The following is a 15,982-nucleotide window of genomic DNA, read 5'->3' as shown; positions in this document are numbered from 1 at the left end:
ACTCAGCCCTCGAGTTCGGTGTATTGGTCCGGGTCGTCGATGTTCGAGACTTCCCAGGTGCGGGCGAATTTCGGAATGCCGAGCGGGTCGTCCAGCAGCAGCGCGCCGAGGTAAATCGTCTGAGTGAAGGAAAGGGTCCAGGCGAGGTATTCCTGCGAACCGCTGATTAGCGTCGACGGCAAGGCATCGATGTTCACGGGCAAATCACATTGGCTACCCGACAAGCCCCATCGGTTATCCGTCACCCATCCCTTGAGTACGGCTGCCAGATCGCAAGCGGCCAACCCGGGGTTATCCAGGGTTGGCGAAACAATGATTTGCAGAGAAAACGTCAGGGCATGAGCGATGCGTCCATCATGGGCGCGCTCGCCGGGGGCATTGCGTTCGACGGCGATCAGGATCCACGCCTGATCGAACGTGCCGTCGAAGTCCTGACGACCTCCGACTTTCAAACCCGGGTCAGCCGAGCGCAGCGCTTCGGCAATGGCAAACAACAGCCGCGACGGCTTATCGATGTCGAGGGACATAGGGGTTTCCAGTTCAAATATTGAAGCGTTCGGCTGCGCGGGGGATGCAGCGTGTCGGCATTGCCAGAACGGCAGAGGGGTTGGCTTTATTGATCCGGGCGGGAATCCCGCGGCGGTACTTCGCACACGCCGATCCGCTTGGCTGCCCATCGCTCGTAAAGGCCGATGGCGACGTCGGCGCCGGCCATTGCCGTGAGGCAACCGAATGCACCGGCCGCCCAGATCGACATGCCGGCGGCGTACAGCAGCATGATGGCCGAGACCCCGCAGATCATGCAGGCCCCGGAGCGCAAGGCCAGGCGCCGCAGCAATGACCAGCCGCGGGCGCCCTCCTTGTCGGCACGCCACATTTCGCCAGACACCCCGCCCATCACGGCGAGCACGATGACCAGCCAGATCGGCATGTCCAGCAACGCTTGTTGCTCGTTTGTCATGTCACGCCTCCTGCGGGGTGAATTGCGTAACGAAAAGGCCCCGCGAATACGAAGCCATAAATAGAGGCGTGTCTTTCCACGCTGTCTGTCGAAGAACATCGTTCTGATTTTGCTTCGGATAGCAGGCCTGCCCATCGACAAGCCTGCCCTTCAACCGCATCACCGGGCGCAGAACTCAGGCAATGCCGGTGAGTTGCCCCCATCGCATACCTGCGATCAAATGTTTTCGTTACGGCGCATAGCCTGCAGCAACGCATAACCCTTCCACGTCAGTTGATAAAGCTGCGTGCCCTTCGGGCCGATGCCTTCGTTGGAGAAATAACCTCCGTCCATCAGCAATTTGAATTGAAACATCTCCTCTGCCTGCGCTGGACGATTGAAGGCTTTCTTGACGAGATCCTCCATCTCCAAACCAGCAACGGGTGCGATCGCTTCGCACGCAGTCATGAACGATTGGGCTACACCAGTAAAACGTTGCATAGGTTTCTCCTGAACGATTAACCCAACAGCTCTATGCCAATTGGGAAGTTGCGGCATGTGCCGCTTCTTTGTCGCTCAACGGCGATCGCTCAAGGCTCGCGGCCTTCACATGATTCAATGTTCCGCATCGGGAGCATTTGATCTGGAGCTCGGTGTACTCACCCACCCGGGCGAGAAGTCGTTTGCACTGTCCACATCTGCAATCTTTCAACATCGAGAGCCCTCCTGGCTTCTGCCGAATCCTTTCTGTAGATGAGGTTGCCAAGCCTCGGACGAGGTAGGCATTCCAAAAAGCCCGGCGCTAACCGGGCTTTTCAGTAATGCGGTCCTTCGCGTTGACCTTTCGGCGCTACTGGCGCGGTACGGGTCCATTAGATTGTTTTTCCGACCGCGGTCCCTGCCCGCCGGATAACTGCTTCTGGTGCTTTACGCTGCACACCCGGGTCAGTTGCCAACCCTCTGAACCGTTGAGGCCGGTTCATCGCTGCCTTTGTGGTGGAACTAAAGAGCTTCGTTTCGAGCTGCTTTGTTGAGCGGCTTGAGACAAAGAATATGCATGGATGCATATACAGTCAATGCACAAATGCATTTATTTATGCATTAAGAATGCACTGGCGCATGAAAGCCCCCACAGACAAAGGCGTTGGCGGTTTTCAGCAGGCGAAAAAAAACCCGCACAGTGGCGGGTTTTGTCTGACAGCGATGAGGTTAACGGGCGTACATGCCCCACCAGAAGACGTGGCCGAGGATGACAATCTGCTCTTCCTGGATTTCCTGGAAGGTGTAGTCCTCGTCCGGATGTTCATCGCGATTGAAGCTGCGCAGGCGAATCCCCGTCGGCAGGCGATAAAGCTGTTTAACCCGCAGCTGGCCGTTGTGGTTGATGGCATACAGGTCGCCATCGACGATGTCGCCAATCCCGCATTTACCGGCATTGACCCCCACGGTGGCGCCGTCGCGCAGTACCGGCAACATGCTGTTGCCGCGCACCGTCACGCATTTCGCCTGGTCGAACTGCACACCGTTGTGGCGCAAGCTGCGCTTGCCGAAGCGCAGGCTAGAGCGCTCGCTTTCTTCGATGACGAATCTTCCTGATCCAGCAGCCAATTCAACCTCGCGAAGAAAGGGGACCGACACCTCGTCGTCATCGACGGGCGTATCGTCATCCCACAGGCTTATGTCCTTGAGTTCCGAATGCAATTCATCCCGACCGGAATTGACGGCGGGCGCGACATCCGCGCGGCCACGCAACTGGTCGGTGCTCACGGCGAAGTACTCGGCGATCTTCGAGATGTGTTTGTCCGAAGGATCGACGATCTTCCCGCTGAGGATTCGCGAGAGAGTGGATTGAGGCACGCCGGTGCGACGGTGAAGCTCCGTGGGGGAGATCCCGTGCTGATCGAGCAGCGCTCTTAAGACGGTAGAAACATTGCGTTTTTGCATAACGCGCATAGTGCTTGATCTTTTTTTCGGAGGCAAATGCAGAATTGCATAAATAGCGCATAAATTGTGTATGGACGGCAGAAATGTATCCCGCCGCTTTCATGCCTGCGTCGGGTGGACCGCCCATGTTAACCTTGCGCCCATCGCGGAAAAGCCGGGCCGATGTCCCTCCTTTGCCCTACACCTTTCAACGAATTTGCCTGATATCCGATGAATAAAGCACTCACCGATCTGTCCTCGCACACGCCAATGATGCAGCAGTACTGGCGCCTGAAGAACCAGCACCCCGACCAGCTGATGTTCTACCGCATGGGTGACTTCTACGAGATCTTCTACGAAGACGCGAAGAAGGCCGCCAAGTTGCTGGACATCACCCTGACCGCCCGTGGGCAGTCGGCCGGTCAGGCGATTCCGATGTGTGGGATTCCTTACCACGCCGCGGAAGGTTACCTGGCGAAACTGGTGAAGCTCGGCGAATCGGTGGTGATCTGTGAGCAGGTTGGCGATCCGGCGACCAGCAAGGGGCCGGTGGATCGTCAGGTGGTGCGGATTATCACGCCGGGCACCGTCAGCGATGAAGCGCTGCTGGATGAGCGTCGGGATAACCTGATCGCGGCGGTGCTGGGTGACGAGCGCCTGTTCGGGCTGGCGGTGCTGGACATCACCAGCGGCAACTTCACCGTGCTGGAGATCAAGGGCTGGGAAAACCTGCTGGCGGAACTGGAGCGGGTCAATCCGGTGGAGCTGATGATCCCGGATGACTGGCCGAAGGATTTGCCGGCGGAGAAACGCCGTGGGGTTCGTCGTCGTGCGCCGTGGGATTTCGAGCGCGACTCGGCGCTGAAAAGTTTGTGCCAGCAATTCTCGACCCAGGACCTGAAAGGTTTCGGTTGCGAGAACCTGACCCTGGCCATCGGCGCCGCCGGTTGCCTGCTCAGCTACGCCAAGGAAACCCAGCGCACCGCCCTACCCCATTTGCGCAGCCTGCGCCATGAACGCCTGGACGACACCGTCGTGCTGGATGGCGCGAGCCGTCGCAACCTGGAACTGGACACCAACCTCGCCGGCGGTCGCGATAACACCCTGCAATCGGTGGTCGATCGCTGCCAGACCGCGATGGGCAGTCGCCTGCTGACCCGCTGGCTGAACCGCCCGCTGCGGGATCTGAAGGTTTTGCTGTCACGCCAGACCTCGATCACTTGCCTGCTCGACGGCTACCGTTTCGAAAAGCTGCAACCGCAGCTCAAGGAAATCGGCGACATCGAGCGGATTCTGGCGCGGATCGGTTTGCGCAATGCCCGTCCTCGCGACCTCGCTCGCCTGCGCGATGCTCTCGGTGCACTGCCTGAATTGCAAATGGCAATGACCGAGCTGGAAGCGCCGCACATCATTCAACTGGCCAAGACCACCAGCACCTACCCGGAACTGGCGGCACTGCTGGAAAAAGCCATCATCGACAACCCGCCTGCGGTAATCCGCGATGGCGGCGTGTTGAAAACCGGTTACGACAGCGAACTCGACGACCTGCAATCCCTGAGCGAAAACGCCGGGCAGTTCCTGATCGATCTGGAAGCACGGGAAAAGGCCCGCACCGGCCTGTCGCACCTGAAGGTCGGTTACAACCGCATTCATGGCTACTTCATCGAGTTGCCGAGCAAGCAGGCCGAATCGGCGCCGGCCGACTACATCCGCCGCCAGACGCTGAAAGGCGCCGAGCGTTTCATCACGCCGGAACTCAAGGCGTTCGAGGACAAGGCACTGTCGGCCAAGAGCCGCGCCCTGGCTCGCGAAAAGATGCTATACGAAGCGCTGCTCGAAGACCTGATCGCCCAGTTGCCACCGCTGCAAGACACCGCCGCGGCACTGGCCGAACTGGACGTGCTGAGCAACCTCGCCGAACGCGCATTGAATCTCGATCTGAATTGCCCCCGCTTCGTCGACGAGCCCTGCATGCGCATCAGCCAGGGTCGTCACCCGGTGGTCGAGCAAGTGCTGACCACGCCGTTCGTGGCCAATGACCTGAGCCTCGACGACAGCACCCGCATGCTGGTGATCACCGGTCCGAACATGGGCGGTAAATCCACCTACATGCGTCAGACCGCTTTGATCGTGTTGCTGGCGCACATCGGCAGCTTCGTACCGGCGGCCAGTTGCGAATTGTCGCTGGTGGACCGGATCTTCACCCGGATCGGTTCCAGCGATGACCTGGCCGGTGGACGCTCGACCTTCATGGTCGAAATGAGCGAAACCGCCAACATTCTGCACAACGCCACCGAACGCAGCCTGGTGCTGATGGACGAAGTCGGTCGCGGCACCAGCACCTTCGACGGTCTGTCCCTGGCCTGGGCCGCGGCCGAACGCCTGGCGCACCTGCGGGCTTACACCTTGTTTGCCACGCACTACTTTGAGCTGACAGTGCTGCCGGAAGCCCAGCCGCTGGTGGCCAACGTGCACCTCAACGCCACCGAGCACAAAGAGCGCATCGTGTTCCTGCACCACGTGCTGCCAGGGCCTGCCAGCCAGAGTTATGGCCTGGCCGTTGCGCAATTGGCCGGCGTGCCGAGCGAAGTGATTGTGCGCGCTCGCGAGCACCTGGGTCGGCTGGAAGCCACCGCGCTGCCCCATGAAGTGCCGAAGCCCGCCAAAGGCAAACCGGCCGCGCCGCAACAGAGCGACATGTTCGCCAGCCTGCCGCATCCGGTGCTCGATGAACTGGCCAAACTGGACCTGGATGACCTGACGCCGCGTCGCGCGCTCGAAATGCTCTATACACTAAAGACACGGATCTAACGCACTTGCCTGCAAGCTGTTAGAATCTCGCGCGGTTTGGGATGCTGCAGGCTAAATAGCCTGGTCTGCAGACTATCGCTCCCGAACCTGGCGACCCCAACGTGAAGGGGCTCCGCTGCCGCCGCCTGAGGAGAAAATTAGAAATGACCTTCGTCGTCACCGACAACTGCATCAAGTGCAAGTACACCGACTGCGTAGAAGTCTGTCCGGTGGACTGCTTTTACGAAGGCCCGAACTTCCTGGTGATTCACCCGGATGAGTGCATCGACTGCGCACTGTGCGAACCAGAATGCCCTGCCGTGGCCATCTTCTCTGAAGATGAAGTCCCGGAAGAGATGCAGGAATTCATTCAGCTGAACGTTGAGCTGGCCGAAATCTGGCCGAATATCACCGAGAAGAAAGAATCGATGCCCGATGCCGAAGAGTGGGATGGCGTCAAAGGCAAGATCAAAGACCTCGAACGCTGATTTTCCGCGCGTTCCCGAAAAGGCCCCTTGCGGGCCTTTTTGCTTTTCTGCAGGCAAAAAAAAGGGGCGGTTTGACCCGCCCACATTTTTTCCCTATTCCCTGTGTTCCTTTTCATCGTCCTGATGAATCGCGTCCTGCAATGTCCTTTCCCCTCATCCTTGAAGGGCGTGTCTGTCCGTCGACACAACCTGAATACTAGAGAATTCCCGGGCGAGCGCAATTGCCTTCCCAAGCCAAAACCGGCTGTCACATGCGCTTAACTTTTATAAATATCTATAGATATCAGCTAGATAAAACAAGTGAGAACAAACAATAGTCGTCTGCCAAGGTGTAAAAATAACGAACACTTACGAAAGAGTAAGCAAAGACTTACAACGCAAGACTACAAACCTGAGGTGATGTGCGACGCTTCAGCCAGGCAACAAAAAGCCCCGAACCAGTCGGGGCTTTTTGCTTGCTGCTCAAGCGATTGGCTTATTGAAACAGCGACTCGCTGGACAGACCATTCTTCTCCAGAATCTCCCGCAGACGTTTCAGGCCTTCCACCTGGATCTGTCTGACGCGTTCGCGGGTCAGGCCAATTTCCAGGCCTACGTCTTCCAGCGTGCTGCTCTCATGACCGCGCAGACCGAAGCGGCGTATCACCACCTCGCGCTGCTTGTCGGTCAGTTCCGAGAGCCATTGATCGATGCTCTGGGACAGGTCGTCGTCCTGTAGCAGTTCACACGGATCGGTTGGACGGTCATCGGTAAGGGTGTCCAGCAGGGTTTTATCCGAATCCGGACCCAGCGAGACGTCGACCGAAGAAACCCGCTCGTTCAGGCCGAGCATGCGCTTGACCTCGCCCACCGGTTTTTCCAGCAGGTTGGCGATTTCTTCGGGTGAGGGTTCATGATCGAGTTTTTGCGTCAGCTCCCGTGCGGCCCTCAGGTACACGTTGAGCTCTTTGACCACATGGATCGGCAACCGGATGGTCCGGGTCTGATTCATGATCGCGCGCTCGATGGTCTGACGAATCCACCAGGTTGCGTAGGTCGAAAAGCGGAAGCCACGTTCGGGGTCGAACTTCTCTACCGCCCGGATCAGCCCGAGGTTGCCCTCTTCGATCAGGTCCAGCAGCGACAAGCCACGATTGACATAGCGTCGGGCGATTTTCACCACCAGCCGCAGGTTGCTTTCAATCATGCGTTTGCGCCCGGCCGGATCGCCACTTTGCGACAAGCGTGCAAAGTGAACTTCTTCTTCGGGGGACAGCAGAGGGGAAAAGCCGATTTCATTGAGGTACAACTGCGTGGCATCGAGCGCACGCGTGTAATCGATGTACTTGTGTTGCTTTAACGAGGCGGAGTGTTTGGATTTGGCACGAACGGAAGGTGGAGCAGCCCCTTCATCATTCGACATCGAATCCGTACCGATGCCGGTCTCCATCAGGAGAACCTCATCGTCGATGTCAAACTCCGGCACTTCTTTACTGAGAGCCATTGTTATAGTCCTTTGGTGAGTTCGACCTCAGGCTCAAGCGGCGCCTCTATCCTTGGCAACGCTGGAGCCTGTTCCCTCTACGTGACGGAACAGGCTGGTAACAAATCAACGACGTGGCAGGAACTGCAGCGGATCTACAGGTTTACCTTGTCGGCGAATCTCAAAATGCAGTTTCACCCGGTCTGTACCCGTTGACCCCATTTCGGCAATTGTCTGTCCGACCTTGACCTGCTGCCCCTCCCGAACCAACAGCCTGCGGTTGTGACCGTAGGCACTGACGTAGGTATCGCTGTGTTTGATGATGACTAATTCGCCGTAGCCCCTTAAGCCACTCCCGGCGTATACCACCGTCCCATCAGACGCAGCTAAAACAGGCTGTCCCAAATCTCCGGCGATATCAATTCCTTTATTCAAACTACCGTTTGAAGAGAATTTTCCAATCAAGATGCCATTAGAAGGCCATCCCCAGCCGGTCGGGGCCGGGCCTGCCGGAGGCATCGGAGCGGGTGCCGGCTTGTTGGCGACGGACGGTGCAACCACCGTTGTCGTCGTAGTTGCGCCATTTGGCTGGCGCCGGATTACGGTGGTTTTACTCGATGACGAAGGCGATGAACTGGACGAACTGACCACCGCCGCCGGCGTTGAATCGGTGCGACCGTCAAAGCGAATCGTCTGACCCGGATGTATCGTGTATGGCGTAGGAATGTTGTTGCGCGCCGCGAGGGCTTTGTAGTCCCACCCGTAGCGAAAGGCGATCGAGAACAGGGTGTCTTTAGGTCGAACCACGTACTGACCCGTGGTCACTGCCGGACGCTGGGCGACGGCGTTGTTGCGATCGACGACGCGCACGTCGCTCGATTTGGTGCTGGAACAACCGACCAGCAAGGTACTCAAGACAAGGCCAGTCACCAGGCGCTGAAAGCTCGTTATACCCATTCGCTGCGCAATGACTGTGAGACTCACCCGCCGCTCCCTTTGTGGTGGCTGAAATGTTGAATTGCCGTACTCCCGGCATGAAGTGTCGCAAGTATAACGGGCTGTGCAGGCTTTACCTTTAATGAAGCGAAGCACACGTTTGCTACCTGACGATGAATCCCGTTTAACGGATCGACGCCGCTGTAAGACAGAGCCGATCGAAGAGAATTCACCGCGACGAAACAAATGCTCAGGCCAGAGGCCCGTTGAGCAATGGAACGAAACGTACCGCCCCCAGAACACGCCTGGAAAACCCGTGTTCTTCACGGATGATCAGCATCAACTGTTGAACCTCACCCGACCCGACCGGTATCACCAGTCGCCCTCCGGGCGCCAACTGGTCGAGCAATGCCTGAGGCACATCCGTCGCCACCGCCGTCACGATGATGCCGTTGTACGGTGCCAGCGCGGGCCAGCCTTCCCAGCCATCGCCCCAGCGGAAGACCACGTTGCGCAGGTTGAGGTCGACCAGGCGTTCCTTGGCCCGGTCCTGCAGAACCTTGATGCGCTCGACGGAAAAAACCCGCTCGACCAGTTGCGACAGGATCGCGGTCTGATAGCCCGATCCCGTACCGATTTCCATCACCTTGTCCAGCGGGCCCGCTTCCAGCAGCAGCTCGCTCATGCGGGCCACCATGTAGGGCTGGGAGATCGTCTGGTTGTTGCCGATCGGCAGCGCCGTGTCTTCATAGGCGCGGTGGGCCAGCGCCTCGTCGACGAACAGGTGACGCGGCGTGCGGCGGATCACTTCCAGCACCTTGGCGTTGGAAATGCCTTCCTCATACAACCGCTGGATCAGACGCTCGCGAGTGCGTTGCGAGGTCATCCCGATGCCACGATGCATCGGGTCTTGTTCACGAGCCATTAGCGCAATCCCTCCAGCCAGCCATCGAGGCTTCGGAAGGCATCATTGAAGGTGCGATCCAGTTGCAGTGGCGTGATGGACACATAGCCTTGCATCACCGCATGGAAATCCGTTCCCGGACCGCCGTCTTCAGCATCCCCGGCCGCAGCAATCCAGTAACCGGACTTGCCACGCGGGTCGACCACTTTCATCGGCGCCGCCGCGCGGGCGCGATGACCGAGGCGGGTCAGCTGGATTCCACGGATGTGGTCGAGCGGCAAATTGGGAATGTTCACGTTCAGTACCGTGCGCGGTGGCAGGTCAAGGTCGGCGTGGGCTTCCACCAGTTTGCGCGCGTAGTAAGCGGCTGTGGGAAGGTTATCGACTTGCCGTGAGACCAAGGAAAAGGCAAACGAAGGAAGCGCAAGGAAACGCCCTTCAAGCGCCGCGGCCACGGTGCCGGAATACAACACATCGTCCCCTAGGTTGGCGCCCAGGTTGATACCGGAAACCACCATGTCCGGTTCGCGTTCCAGCAAGCCGTTGAGGCCCAGGTGCACGCAATCGGTCGGTGTGCCATTGAGGCTGATAAAGCCGTTGGCCAGGGTCTGCGGGTGCAACGGACGGTCGAGCGTCAGCGAACTGCTGGCGCCGCTTTTGTCCTGGTCCGGGGCGATAACCACGCATTCGGTGTAATCCGCCAGCGCAGCATAAAGCGCGGCGAGACCGGGTGCGGTTACCCCATCGTCGTTAGAAATCAGAATACGCATGGGCTGTCCGTCTGCCCCACCGGCACCAGATCAACGAGCTCACGCACCAATACGGTGGCGAAGCATCCGGCCGGCAGGACGAATTCCAGTTGCAGAATGTCAGGCTCGGGATAATGCCACGTCAACCCACCAATGGGCAGTCGCAGGATGCGACGTTCGTGGCTCATACCGGCGTTAATCAACCAATCGCGCAGATCCGCTTCGCGCGCGGCGATTGCCTGCTCCAGTTCATGGACTGCGCCCGTCGCCGGCGAGTCACCTTCGCCCCACTGCGGGCCGGTCGGGTGCAGGTCGAGAATTGCCAGGCGCGGGTCGCTGCACTCGGCCTCACCGGCCGGAAAGAAGCTTCGGCTGTCGGTGAACGCCAACAGATCACCGACCTGCGCCTGCTGCCAGGTGCCATCTTCCACACGCGCTGCCAACACCTGGTTGAACAGAAAACTGCGAGCAGTAGAAAGCAAACGCGAACGGACGTTGCGCTGCTCCGGCAAGGCCTTGCGCGCGGCCCAGCCACGGGCGTCGACCACGTTGCCGCCGTCAAAGCCGAACCGCTGGGTGCCGAAATAATTGGGGATGCCTTGTTTGGCGATCAGTTGCAGGCGCGCTTCGATGGCCGCTTTGTCGCCCGCGAATTGCGTCAGGCGCAAGGTGAAACCGTTGGCCGAATGGGCACCGCGTTGCAGCTTGCGTTTATGTCGACCGGTCTTGAGGATTTTCAGCGTATCGTTTTCCGCCGACGACAAATCAGGATCGGCCTTGCCCGGCAGTTGCACGCTGAACCACTGGCGGGTCAGCGCCTGGCGATCCTTGAGGCCGGCGTAGCTGACAGTGCGCAATGGCACGCCCGCTGCCTTGGCAATTCGCCGTGCCGCTTCTTCGGTATTCAGTCCGCGTTTTTCCACCCAGATCCACAGGTGTTCGCCATCGCCACTGAGCGGGATGTCGAGCACTTCATCGACCTGGAAGTCTTCCGCCGTGGCTTTCAACACCGCGGTGCCGAGGGCTTCACCGTAGGCACGCGGGCCGAGCAATTGCAGTTCGTTCATGCGCGCAGCAACAAGGCTACGGAGTGGACAGCGATGCCTTCTTCGCGACCGACAAAGCCAAGCTTTTCGGTGGTGGTAGCTTTCACGTTCACTTGATCCAACTCAACTTGAAGATCCGCGGCAATCTGCGCGCGCATCGATTCGATATGCGGGGCCATTTTCGGCGCCTGGGCGACGATGGTGTTATCGACGTTGCCGACTTTCCAGCCCTTGGCGTGGACCAGTGCGACGACGTGACGCAACAGCACACGGCTGTCGGCGCCCTTGAATTTTGGGTCGGTGTCCGGGAAGTGCTTGCCGATATCACCCAGCGCAGCGGCGCCGAGCAAGGCATCGCTCAAGGCGTGCAGCAGGACGTCACCGTCGGAGTGAGCGAGCAGCCCGAAGCCGTGTGCAATGCGCACGCCGCCCAGAGTAATGAAATCGCCTTCAGCGAAACGGTGCACATCATAGCCGTGGCCAATACGCATAAAAAAACGCCCCGATTTTTGTCAGGGCGTGATTCTACCTGCATTAAACGCCTAGAGCGCGTCCGTGATGTTGCAAGTGGTCGTCGATGAAGCTGGCGATGAAGAAATAGCTGTGGTCGTAGCCCGGTTGCAGGCGCAACGTCAGCGGATGACCGGCCAGTTTGGTCGCTTGTTGCAAGGCTTCGGGCTTGAGTTGCGTGGCCAGGAAATCATCACGATCACCTTGGTCGACCAATAGCGGCAGCTTCTCGTCGGCCTCGGCGATCAACGCGCAGGCATCCCATTCACGCCATTTCGAACGGTCTTCGCCCAGGTAACGGGAAAAGGCTTTCTGACCCCACGGGCAATCCATCGGATTGTTGATCGGCGAAAACGCCGACACCGACTGATACCGACCCGGATTGCGCAATGCGCAGACCAGCGCGCCGTGGCCGCCCATGGAGTGACCGCTGATGCCGCGCTTGTCGGACGCAGGGAAATGGGCTTCGACTAACGCCGGTAATTCCTGCACGACATAGTCATGCATCCGATAGTGGCGCGACCACGGTTCCTGCGTGGCATTCAGATAAAACCCGGCGCCGAGACCGAAATCCCAGGCGCCATCCGGGTCACCCGGCACGTCGGGGCCGCGAGGACTGGTATCCGGTGCAACAATGATCAGCCCCAGCTCGGCAGCCATGCGCAGAGCGCCGGCCTTGTGCATGAAATTCTCGTCGGTGCAGGTCAGGCCGGACAACCAGTACAGCACCGGCAGCTTGCCGCCCTGCTCCGCTTGCGGCGGCAGGTACACGGCAAACACCATGTCGCAGCCGAGCACGTCGGAGCGGTGCCGGTAGCGTTTGTGCCAGCCGCCGAAGCTTTTCTGACAGGAGATATTTTCCAGGCTCATGGCGGACCTCAGAAATGGATGACGGAACGGATGCTTTTTCCTTCATGCATCAGGTCGAAAGCCTTGTTGATATCTTCCAGGCCCATGGTGTGGGTGATGAACGTATCCAGCGGGATTTCGCCGGTTTCGGCCATTTCGACATAGCTTGGCAATTCGGTGCGACCACGCACACCGCCGAACGCCGAACCGCGCCAGACGCGACCGGTGACCAACTGGAATGGACGGGTCGAAATTTCCTGGCCAGCACCGGCCACACCGATGATGACCGACTCGCCCCAACCTTTGTGGCAGCACTCAAGTGCGGCGCGCATCAATTGGACGTTGCCGATGCATTCGAAGGAAAAGTCGACGCCGCCATCGGTCATGTCGACGATGACTTCCTGGATAGGACGGTCGAAGTCTTTCGGGTTCACGCAGTCGGTTGCACCGAGCTGCTTGGCGATCTCGAATTTGGCCGGGTTGATGTCGATGGCAATGATCCGCGCCGCCTTGGCTTTGACTGCGCCGATCACCGCCGACAGACCGATGCCGCCGAGGCCGAAAATGGCCACGGTATCACCCGGTTTTACCTTGGCGGTATTGAGCACCGCACCGATGCCGGTGGTGACGCCGCAACCCAGCAGGCAGACTTTTTCCAGCGGTGCTTCTTTAGGAATCCTGGCGACGGAGATTTCCGGCAACACGGTGTACTCGGAGAACGTCGAGGTGCCCATGTAGTGGAAAATCGGCTGGCCTTTGTAGGAAAAACGCGTAGTGCCATCGGGCATCAGGCCTTTGCCTTGGGTCGCACGAATGGCTTGGCACAGGTTGGTCTTGCCCGACAGGCAGAATTTGCACTGGCGGCATTCCGGGGTGTACAGCGGGATGACGTGATCGCCGACCGCCACGGAGGTCACGCCCTCGCCGATGGCTTCGACCACCGCGCCACCTTCGTGGCCGAGGATCGACGGGAAGATGCCTTCCGGATCAGCACCCGACAGCGTGTACGCATCGGTATGGCAGACACCGGAGGCAACCACACGCAGCAGAACTTCACCGGCCTTGGGCATGGCAACATCGACTTCAACGATCTCGAGGGGTTTCTTGGCCTCGAAGGCAACGGCAGCGCGCGACTTGATCATGTGGATTCTCCAGTGAATAAAAACGAGACAGGGAGTGTAATACAGCGCTTTACGATGAATAATCCAGACAAAAGCAAAACATTATTGCCGCACAGGGATAATCCTAGATGTCCGAGAACCGTTGGGAAGGTATCGACGAATTCATCGCCGTGGCCGAGTGCAGCCAGTTCACGGCTGCCGCTGAGCGTCTTGGGGTTTCTTCTTCCCACATCAGTCGACAAATAGTGCGCCTCGAAGAGCGCCTTCAGACGCGACTGCTGTACCGCAGCACCCGTCGCGTCACGCTGACCGAAGCCGGGCAGACTTTTTTGCAGCATTGCCAGCGTTTGCAGGACGGCCGTGAAGAAGCGCTGAGAGCGGTCGGCGACCTGACCAGCGAACCCAAAGGCATGTTGCGCATGACCTGCGCGGTGGCGTACGGCGAGCGCTTCATCGTGCCGCTGGTGACACGCTTCATGGGACTTTATCCACAACTTCGAATCGATATCGAGCTGAGCAACCGGCAACTGGATCTGGTGCATGAAGGGCTGGACCTGGCGATCCGCCTCGGCCGCCTTCAGGACTCGCGGCTGGTGGCAACGCGGCTGGCGCCACGGCGCATGTATCTGTGCGCGTCACCGTCCTACCTGGAACGGTACGGTCGCCCACACAGCTTGTCGGAACTGAGTCGCCACAACTGCCTCATCGGCAGCTCGGATCTCTGGCAACTGGAACAGAACGGGCGGGAATTTTCCCAGCGAGTGCAGGGAAACTGGCGCTGCAACAGTGGGCAAGCGGTGCTGGATGCGGCGTTACAGGGTGTCGGGCTGTGTCAGTTGCCGGATTACTATGTGCTGGAATACCTGAAAAGCGGCGAACTGATTTCGCTGCTGGATGCTCACCAACCGCCGAACACTGCGGTGTGGGCGCTTTATCCGCAGCAGCGGCACCTTTCGCCGAAGGTGCGCAAGCTGGTGGATTACCTGAAGGAAGGGTTGGCCGAACGGCCGGAGTATCTGTATTAAATCGGCATCGCACATCAGTGAGCGATTTGTTATCTGAACTACCGCTTTCGCGAGCAAGCCCGCTCACACATTTGATTGTGGTTGGTCACCTATTTTGGGTCTGGCGCAGAACCAGTGTGGGAGCGGGCTTGCTCGCGAAAGCAATCTGACAGACACCACAGCAGTCAGCGGCGATTAGCCCAACGCTGGCGCAACCATTCGAGGTCTTCCGGGCGAGTGACTTTCAGGTTGTCCGCGCGCCCTTCAATCAGGCGCGGCGCCAAACCGGCCCACTCCATCGCCGACGCTTCGTCAGTGATAACCGCGTCAGCCACCAGGCTGTCGGCCAAAGCCCGATGCAAGGCGCCAAGGCGAAACATCTGCGGCGTATAAGCCTGCCAGATCACACTGCGATCCACGGTTTCAACGACGCGACCGTGCTTGTCGATTCGTTTAAGCGTATCGCGAGCAGGAACTGCCAACAGCCCGCCGACAGGATCATCCGCCAACTCACTGAGCAATTTGTCCAGATCATCACGGCTCAGATTGGGCCGTGCCGCATCGTGCACCAACACCCAATCCTCATCGTCAGCACCCAGCGCATGCAAATGCAGCAAGGCATTGAGCACTGACCCGGAACGCTCGGCGCCGCCGTCAACGCGTTGAATACGCGAATCGCCAGCGCACGCCAGGTTCGGCCAGTAAGGATCATCAACAGCAAGACTGACCACCAACCCCTTCAGGGAAGGATGATCAAGGAAACAGCCGAGGCTGTGTTCGAGAATAGTGCGCCCGCCCAGTTGCAAGTATTGCTTGGGACGGTCCGCGGCCATACGGGCACCGACGCCCGCGGCAGGAATCACGGCCCAGAAGGCCGGTAACGGGGAATTCATTGAGCCAACTGGTAAAGGGTTTCACCGTCCTTGACCATGCCCAACTCATGGCGAGCCCGCTCTTCAACGGTCTCCATGCCCTTTTTCAACTCACTGACTTCAGCGTCCATGACCCGATTGCGCTCAAGCAGCCCTTCGTTCTCAGCGTGTTGATCCGCGATCTGCTGAGTCAGCTCGGCCACTTGCGCCAGACTGCCATTACCCACCCACAGGCGGTATTGCAGGCCAGCCAGCAACAGGAGCAAGACGAGGAACAACCAATTGGGACTGCGCATCGAATATCAGGTATCCAGTGAAAAAAGACAGCCATGCCAAAACTTTGAAGCGTCTGATAGCACGAAGCCTGGAATATCCAGGCTTGTGCTCT

At 58.9% G+C, this 15,982-nt stretch carries 18 protein-coding genes; 3 read left to right on the top strand and 15 right to left on the bottom strand.

From position 1 onward, the window contains the following. Positions 1-2: 2 nt before the first annotated feature. The 5 genes from J2Y86_RS24000 to J2Y86_RS23980 all read right to left on the bottom strand — a co-directional run bounded on the left by J2Y86_RS24000 (position 3) and on the right by J2Y86_RS23980 (position 2,884). A complete protein-coding gene (locus J2Y86_RS24000) occupies positions 3-527 on the bottom strand; it encodes a hypothetical protein (protein WP_253437273.1) in 525 nt (174 codons plus the stop codon). An 86-nt stretch (positions 528-613) separates the two neighbouring features. Beyond that, entirely contained in the window at positions 614-961 is a 348-nt protein-coding gene (locus J2Y86_RS23995; protein WP_017336738.1) for a phage holin family protein, read from the bottom strand. Positions 962-1,177: 216 nt separating this feature from the next. Further along, complete coding sequence (locus tag J2Y86_RS23990) at positions 1,178-1,441, bottom strand: hypothetical protein (RefSeq protein WP_214381000.1); 264 nt, start codon at positions 1,439-1,441, stop codon at positions 1,178-1,180. Positions 1,442-1,472: 31 nt separating this feature from the next. After that, on the bottom strand, positions 1,473-1,655 hold the full coding sequence (locus J2Y86_RS23985) for a Com family DNA-binding transcriptional regulator (protein ID WP_008039326.1): 183 nt from the start codon (positions 1,653-1,655) through the stop codon (positions 1,473-1,475). A gap of 494 nt (positions 1,656-2,149) precedes the next feature. Beyond that, entirely contained in the window at positions 2,150-2,884 is a 735-nt protein-coding gene (locus tag J2Y86_RS23980; protein ID WP_084322326.1) for a LexA family transcriptional regulator, read from the bottom strand. 210 nt (positions 2,885-3,094) lie between these two features. Here J2Y86_RS23980 and mutS point away from each other — a divergent pair, with 210 nt between their 5' ends. Together mutS and fdxA are read left to right on the top strand one after the other, a co-directional pair. Continuing rightward, positions 3,095-5,674 carry a DNA mismatch repair protein MutS gene (mutS, locus tag J2Y86_RS23975; protein WP_253437270.1) on the top strand — a complete coding sequence of 860 codons (2,580 nt, stop codon included), beginning with the start codon at positions 3,095-3,097 and terminating at the stop codon, positions 5,672-5,674. A 143-nt stretch (positions 5,675-5,817) separates the two neighbouring features. Then, entirely contained in the window at positions 5,818-6,141 is a 324-nt protein-coding gene (gene fdxA / locus J2Y86_RS23970; protein ID WP_054047139.1) for a ferredoxin FdxA, read from the top strand. Between the two features lie 475 nt (positions 6,142-6,616). Here fdxA and rpoS read toward each other — a convergent pair whose 3' ends face one another. From rpoS to J2Y86_RS23930, 8 genes are all read right to left on the bottom strand, one after another. Next, on the bottom strand, positions 6,617-7,624 hold the full coding sequence (rpoS, locus tag J2Y86_RS23965) for an RNA polymerase sigma factor RpoS (RefSeq protein WP_008154012.1): 1,008 nt from the start codon (positions 7,622-7,624) through the stop codon (positions 6,617-6,619). A gap of 105 nt (positions 7,625-7,729) precedes the next feature. Further along, positions 7,730-8,587, bottom strand: a complete 858-nt coding sequence (locus tag J2Y86_RS23960) for a peptidoglycan DD-metalloendopeptidase family protein (protein ID WP_253437267.1) — start codon at positions 8,585-8,587, stop codon at positions 7,730-7,732. A gap of 202 nt (positions 8,588-8,789) precedes the next feature. Then, the gene (locus J2Y86_RS23955; protein ID WP_174602683.1) at positions 8,790-9,425 is read right to left on the bottom strand and encodes a protein-L-isoaspartate(D-aspartate) O-methyltransferase; all 636 of its coding nucleotides are present in this window, start codon (positions 9,423-9,425) and stop codon (positions 8,790-8,792) included. Positions 9,426-9,463: 38 nt separating this feature from the next. Beyond that, positions 9,464-10,213 carry a 5'/3'-nucleotidase SurE gene (gene surE / locus J2Y86_RS23950; RefSeq protein WP_253437265.1) on the bottom strand — a complete coding sequence of 250 codons (750 nt, stop codon included), beginning with the start codon at positions 10,211-10,213 and terminating at the stop codon, positions 9,464-9,466. After that, positions 10,201-11,259, bottom strand: coding sequence for a tRNA pseudouridine(13) synthase TruD (gene truD / locus J2Y86_RS23945; RefSeq protein ID WP_253437262.1), 1,059 nt, complete (start codon positions 11,257-11,259; stop codon positions 10,201-10,203). Before truD ends, surE begins: the two co-directional genes overlap by 13 nt. Continuing rightward, positions 11,256-11,729, bottom strand: coding sequence for a 2-C-methyl-D-erythritol 2,4-cyclodiphosphate synthase (ispF, locus tag J2Y86_RS23940; RefSeq protein ID WP_253437259.1), 474 nt, complete (start codon positions 11,727-11,729; stop codon positions 11,256-11,258). The genes truD and ispF overlap by 4 nt, the downstream gene beginning before the upstream one ends. A gap of 43 nt (positions 11,730-11,772) precedes the next feature. Then, entirely contained in the window at positions 11,773-12,618 is an 846-nt protein-coding gene (fghA, locus tag J2Y86_RS23935) for an S-formylglutathione hydrolase (RefSeq protein ID WP_253437255.1), read from the bottom strand. Positions 12,619-12,626: 8 nt separating this feature from the next. Further along, positions 12,627-13,739: an S-(hydroxymethyl)glutathione dehydrogenase/class III alcohol dehydrogenase gene (locus J2Y86_RS23930; protein WP_253437252.1), complete on the bottom strand. Its 1,113-nt coding sequence runs from the start codon at positions 13,737-13,739 to the stop codon at positions 12,627-12,629. A gap of 107 nt (positions 13,740-13,846) precedes the next feature. Here J2Y86_RS23930 and J2Y86_RS23925 point away from each other — a divergent pair, with 107 nt between their 5' ends. Further along, entirely contained in the window at positions 13,847-14,743 is an 897-nt protein-coding gene (locus J2Y86_RS23925; RefSeq protein WP_253437249.1) for a LysR substrate-binding domain-containing protein, read from the top strand. A gap of 164 nt (positions 14,744-14,907) precedes the next feature. Here the strand turns inward: J2Y86_RS23925 and ispD are convergent, their stop codons facing one another. Together ispD and ftsB are read right to left on the bottom strand one after the other, a co-directional pair. Beyond that, positions 14,908-15,615, bottom strand: coding sequence for a 2-C-methyl-D-erythritol 4-phosphate cytidylyltransferase (gene ispD / locus J2Y86_RS23920; RefSeq protein ID WP_253437245.1), 708 nt, complete (start codon positions 15,613-15,615; stop codon positions 14,908-14,910). Further along, positions 15,612-15,890: a cell division protein FtsB gene (ftsB, locus tag J2Y86_RS23915; protein ID WP_008028992.1), complete on the bottom strand. Its 279-nt coding sequence runs from the start codon at positions 15,888-15,890 to the stop codon at positions 15,612-15,614. The genes ispD and ftsB overlap by 4 nt, the downstream gene beginning before the upstream one ends. Positions 15,891-15,982 lie beyond the last annotated feature (92 nt).

Origin of the sequence: Pseudomonas migulae (assembly GCF_024169315.1) — a bacterium.
GTDB lineage: Bacteria > Pseudomonadota > Gammaproteobacteria > Pseudomonadales > Pseudomonadaceae > Aquipseudomonas > Aquipseudomonas migulae_B.
Note: the sequence above shows the minus strand (reverse complement) of the source record. Positions and strands in the feature narration are given on the sequence as shown.

Bases quoted from the DNA above. Each gene is read 5' to 3' on its own strand.
- J2Y86_RS24000 (WP_253437273.1), bottom strand. From the start codon at position 527: ATGTCCCTCGACATCGATAAGCCGTCGCGGCTGTTGTTTGCCATTGCC.
- J2Y86_RS23995 (WP_017336738.1), bottom strand. From the start codon at position 961: ATGACAAACGAGCAACAAGCGTTGCTGGACATGCCGATCTGGCTGGTC.
- J2Y86_RS23990 (WP_214381000.1), bottom strand. From the start codon at position 1,441: ATGCAACGTTTTACTGGTGTAGCCCAATCGTTCATGACTGCGTGCGAA.
- J2Y86_RS23985 (WP_008039326.1), bottom strand. From the start codon at position 1,655: ATGTTGAAAGATTGCAGATGTGGACAGTGCAAACGACTTCTCGCCCGG.
- J2Y86_RS23980 (WP_084322326.1), bottom strand. From the start codon at position 2,884: ATGCAAAAACGCAATGTTTCTACCGTCTTAAGAGCGCTGCTCGATCAG.
- mutS (WP_253437270.1), top strand. From the start codon at position 3,095: ATGAATAAAGCACTCACCGATCTGTCCTCGCACACGCCAATGATGCAG.
- fdxA (WP_054047139.1), top strand. From the start codon at position 5,818: ATGACCTTCGTCGTCACCGACAACTGCATCAAGTGCAAGTACACCGAC.
- rpoS (WP_008154012.1), bottom strand. From the start codon at position 7,624: ATGGCTCTCAGTAAAGAAGTGCCGGAGTTTGACATCGACGATGAGGTT.
- J2Y86_RS23955 (WP_174602683.1), bottom strand. From the start codon at position 9,425: ATGACCTCGCAACGCACTCGCGAGCGTCTGATCCAGCGGTTGTATGAG.
- surE (WP_253437265.1), bottom strand. From the start codon at position 10,213: ATGCGTATTCTGATTTCTAACGACGATGGGGTAACCGCACCCGGTCTC.
- truD (WP_253437262.1), bottom strand. From the start codon at position 11,259: ATGAACGAACTGCAATTGCTCGGCCCGCGTGCCTACGGTGAAGCCCTC.
- ispF (WP_253437259.1), bottom strand. From the start codon at position 11,729: ATGCGTATTGGCCACGGCTATGATGTGCACCGTTTCGCTGAAGGCGAT.
- fghA (WP_253437255.1), bottom strand. From the start codon at position 12,618: ATGAGCCTGGAAAATATCTCCTGTCAGAAAAGCTTCGGCGGCTGGCAC.
- J2Y86_RS23930 (WP_253437252.1), bottom strand. From the start codon at position 13,739: ATGATCAAGTCGCGCGCTGCCGTTGCCTTCGAGGCCAAGAAACCCCTC.
- J2Y86_RS23925 (WP_253437249.1), top strand. From the start codon at position 13,847: ATGTCCGAGAACCGTTGGGAAGGTATCGACGAATTCATCGCCGTGGCC.
- ispD (WP_253437245.1), bottom strand. From the start codon at position 15,615: ATGAATTCCCCGTTACCGGCCTTCTGGGCCGTGATTCCTGCCGCGGGC.
- ftsB (WP_008028992.1), bottom strand. From the start codon at position 15,890: ATGCGCAGTCCCAATTGGTTGTTCCTCGTCTTGCTCCTGTTGCTGGCT.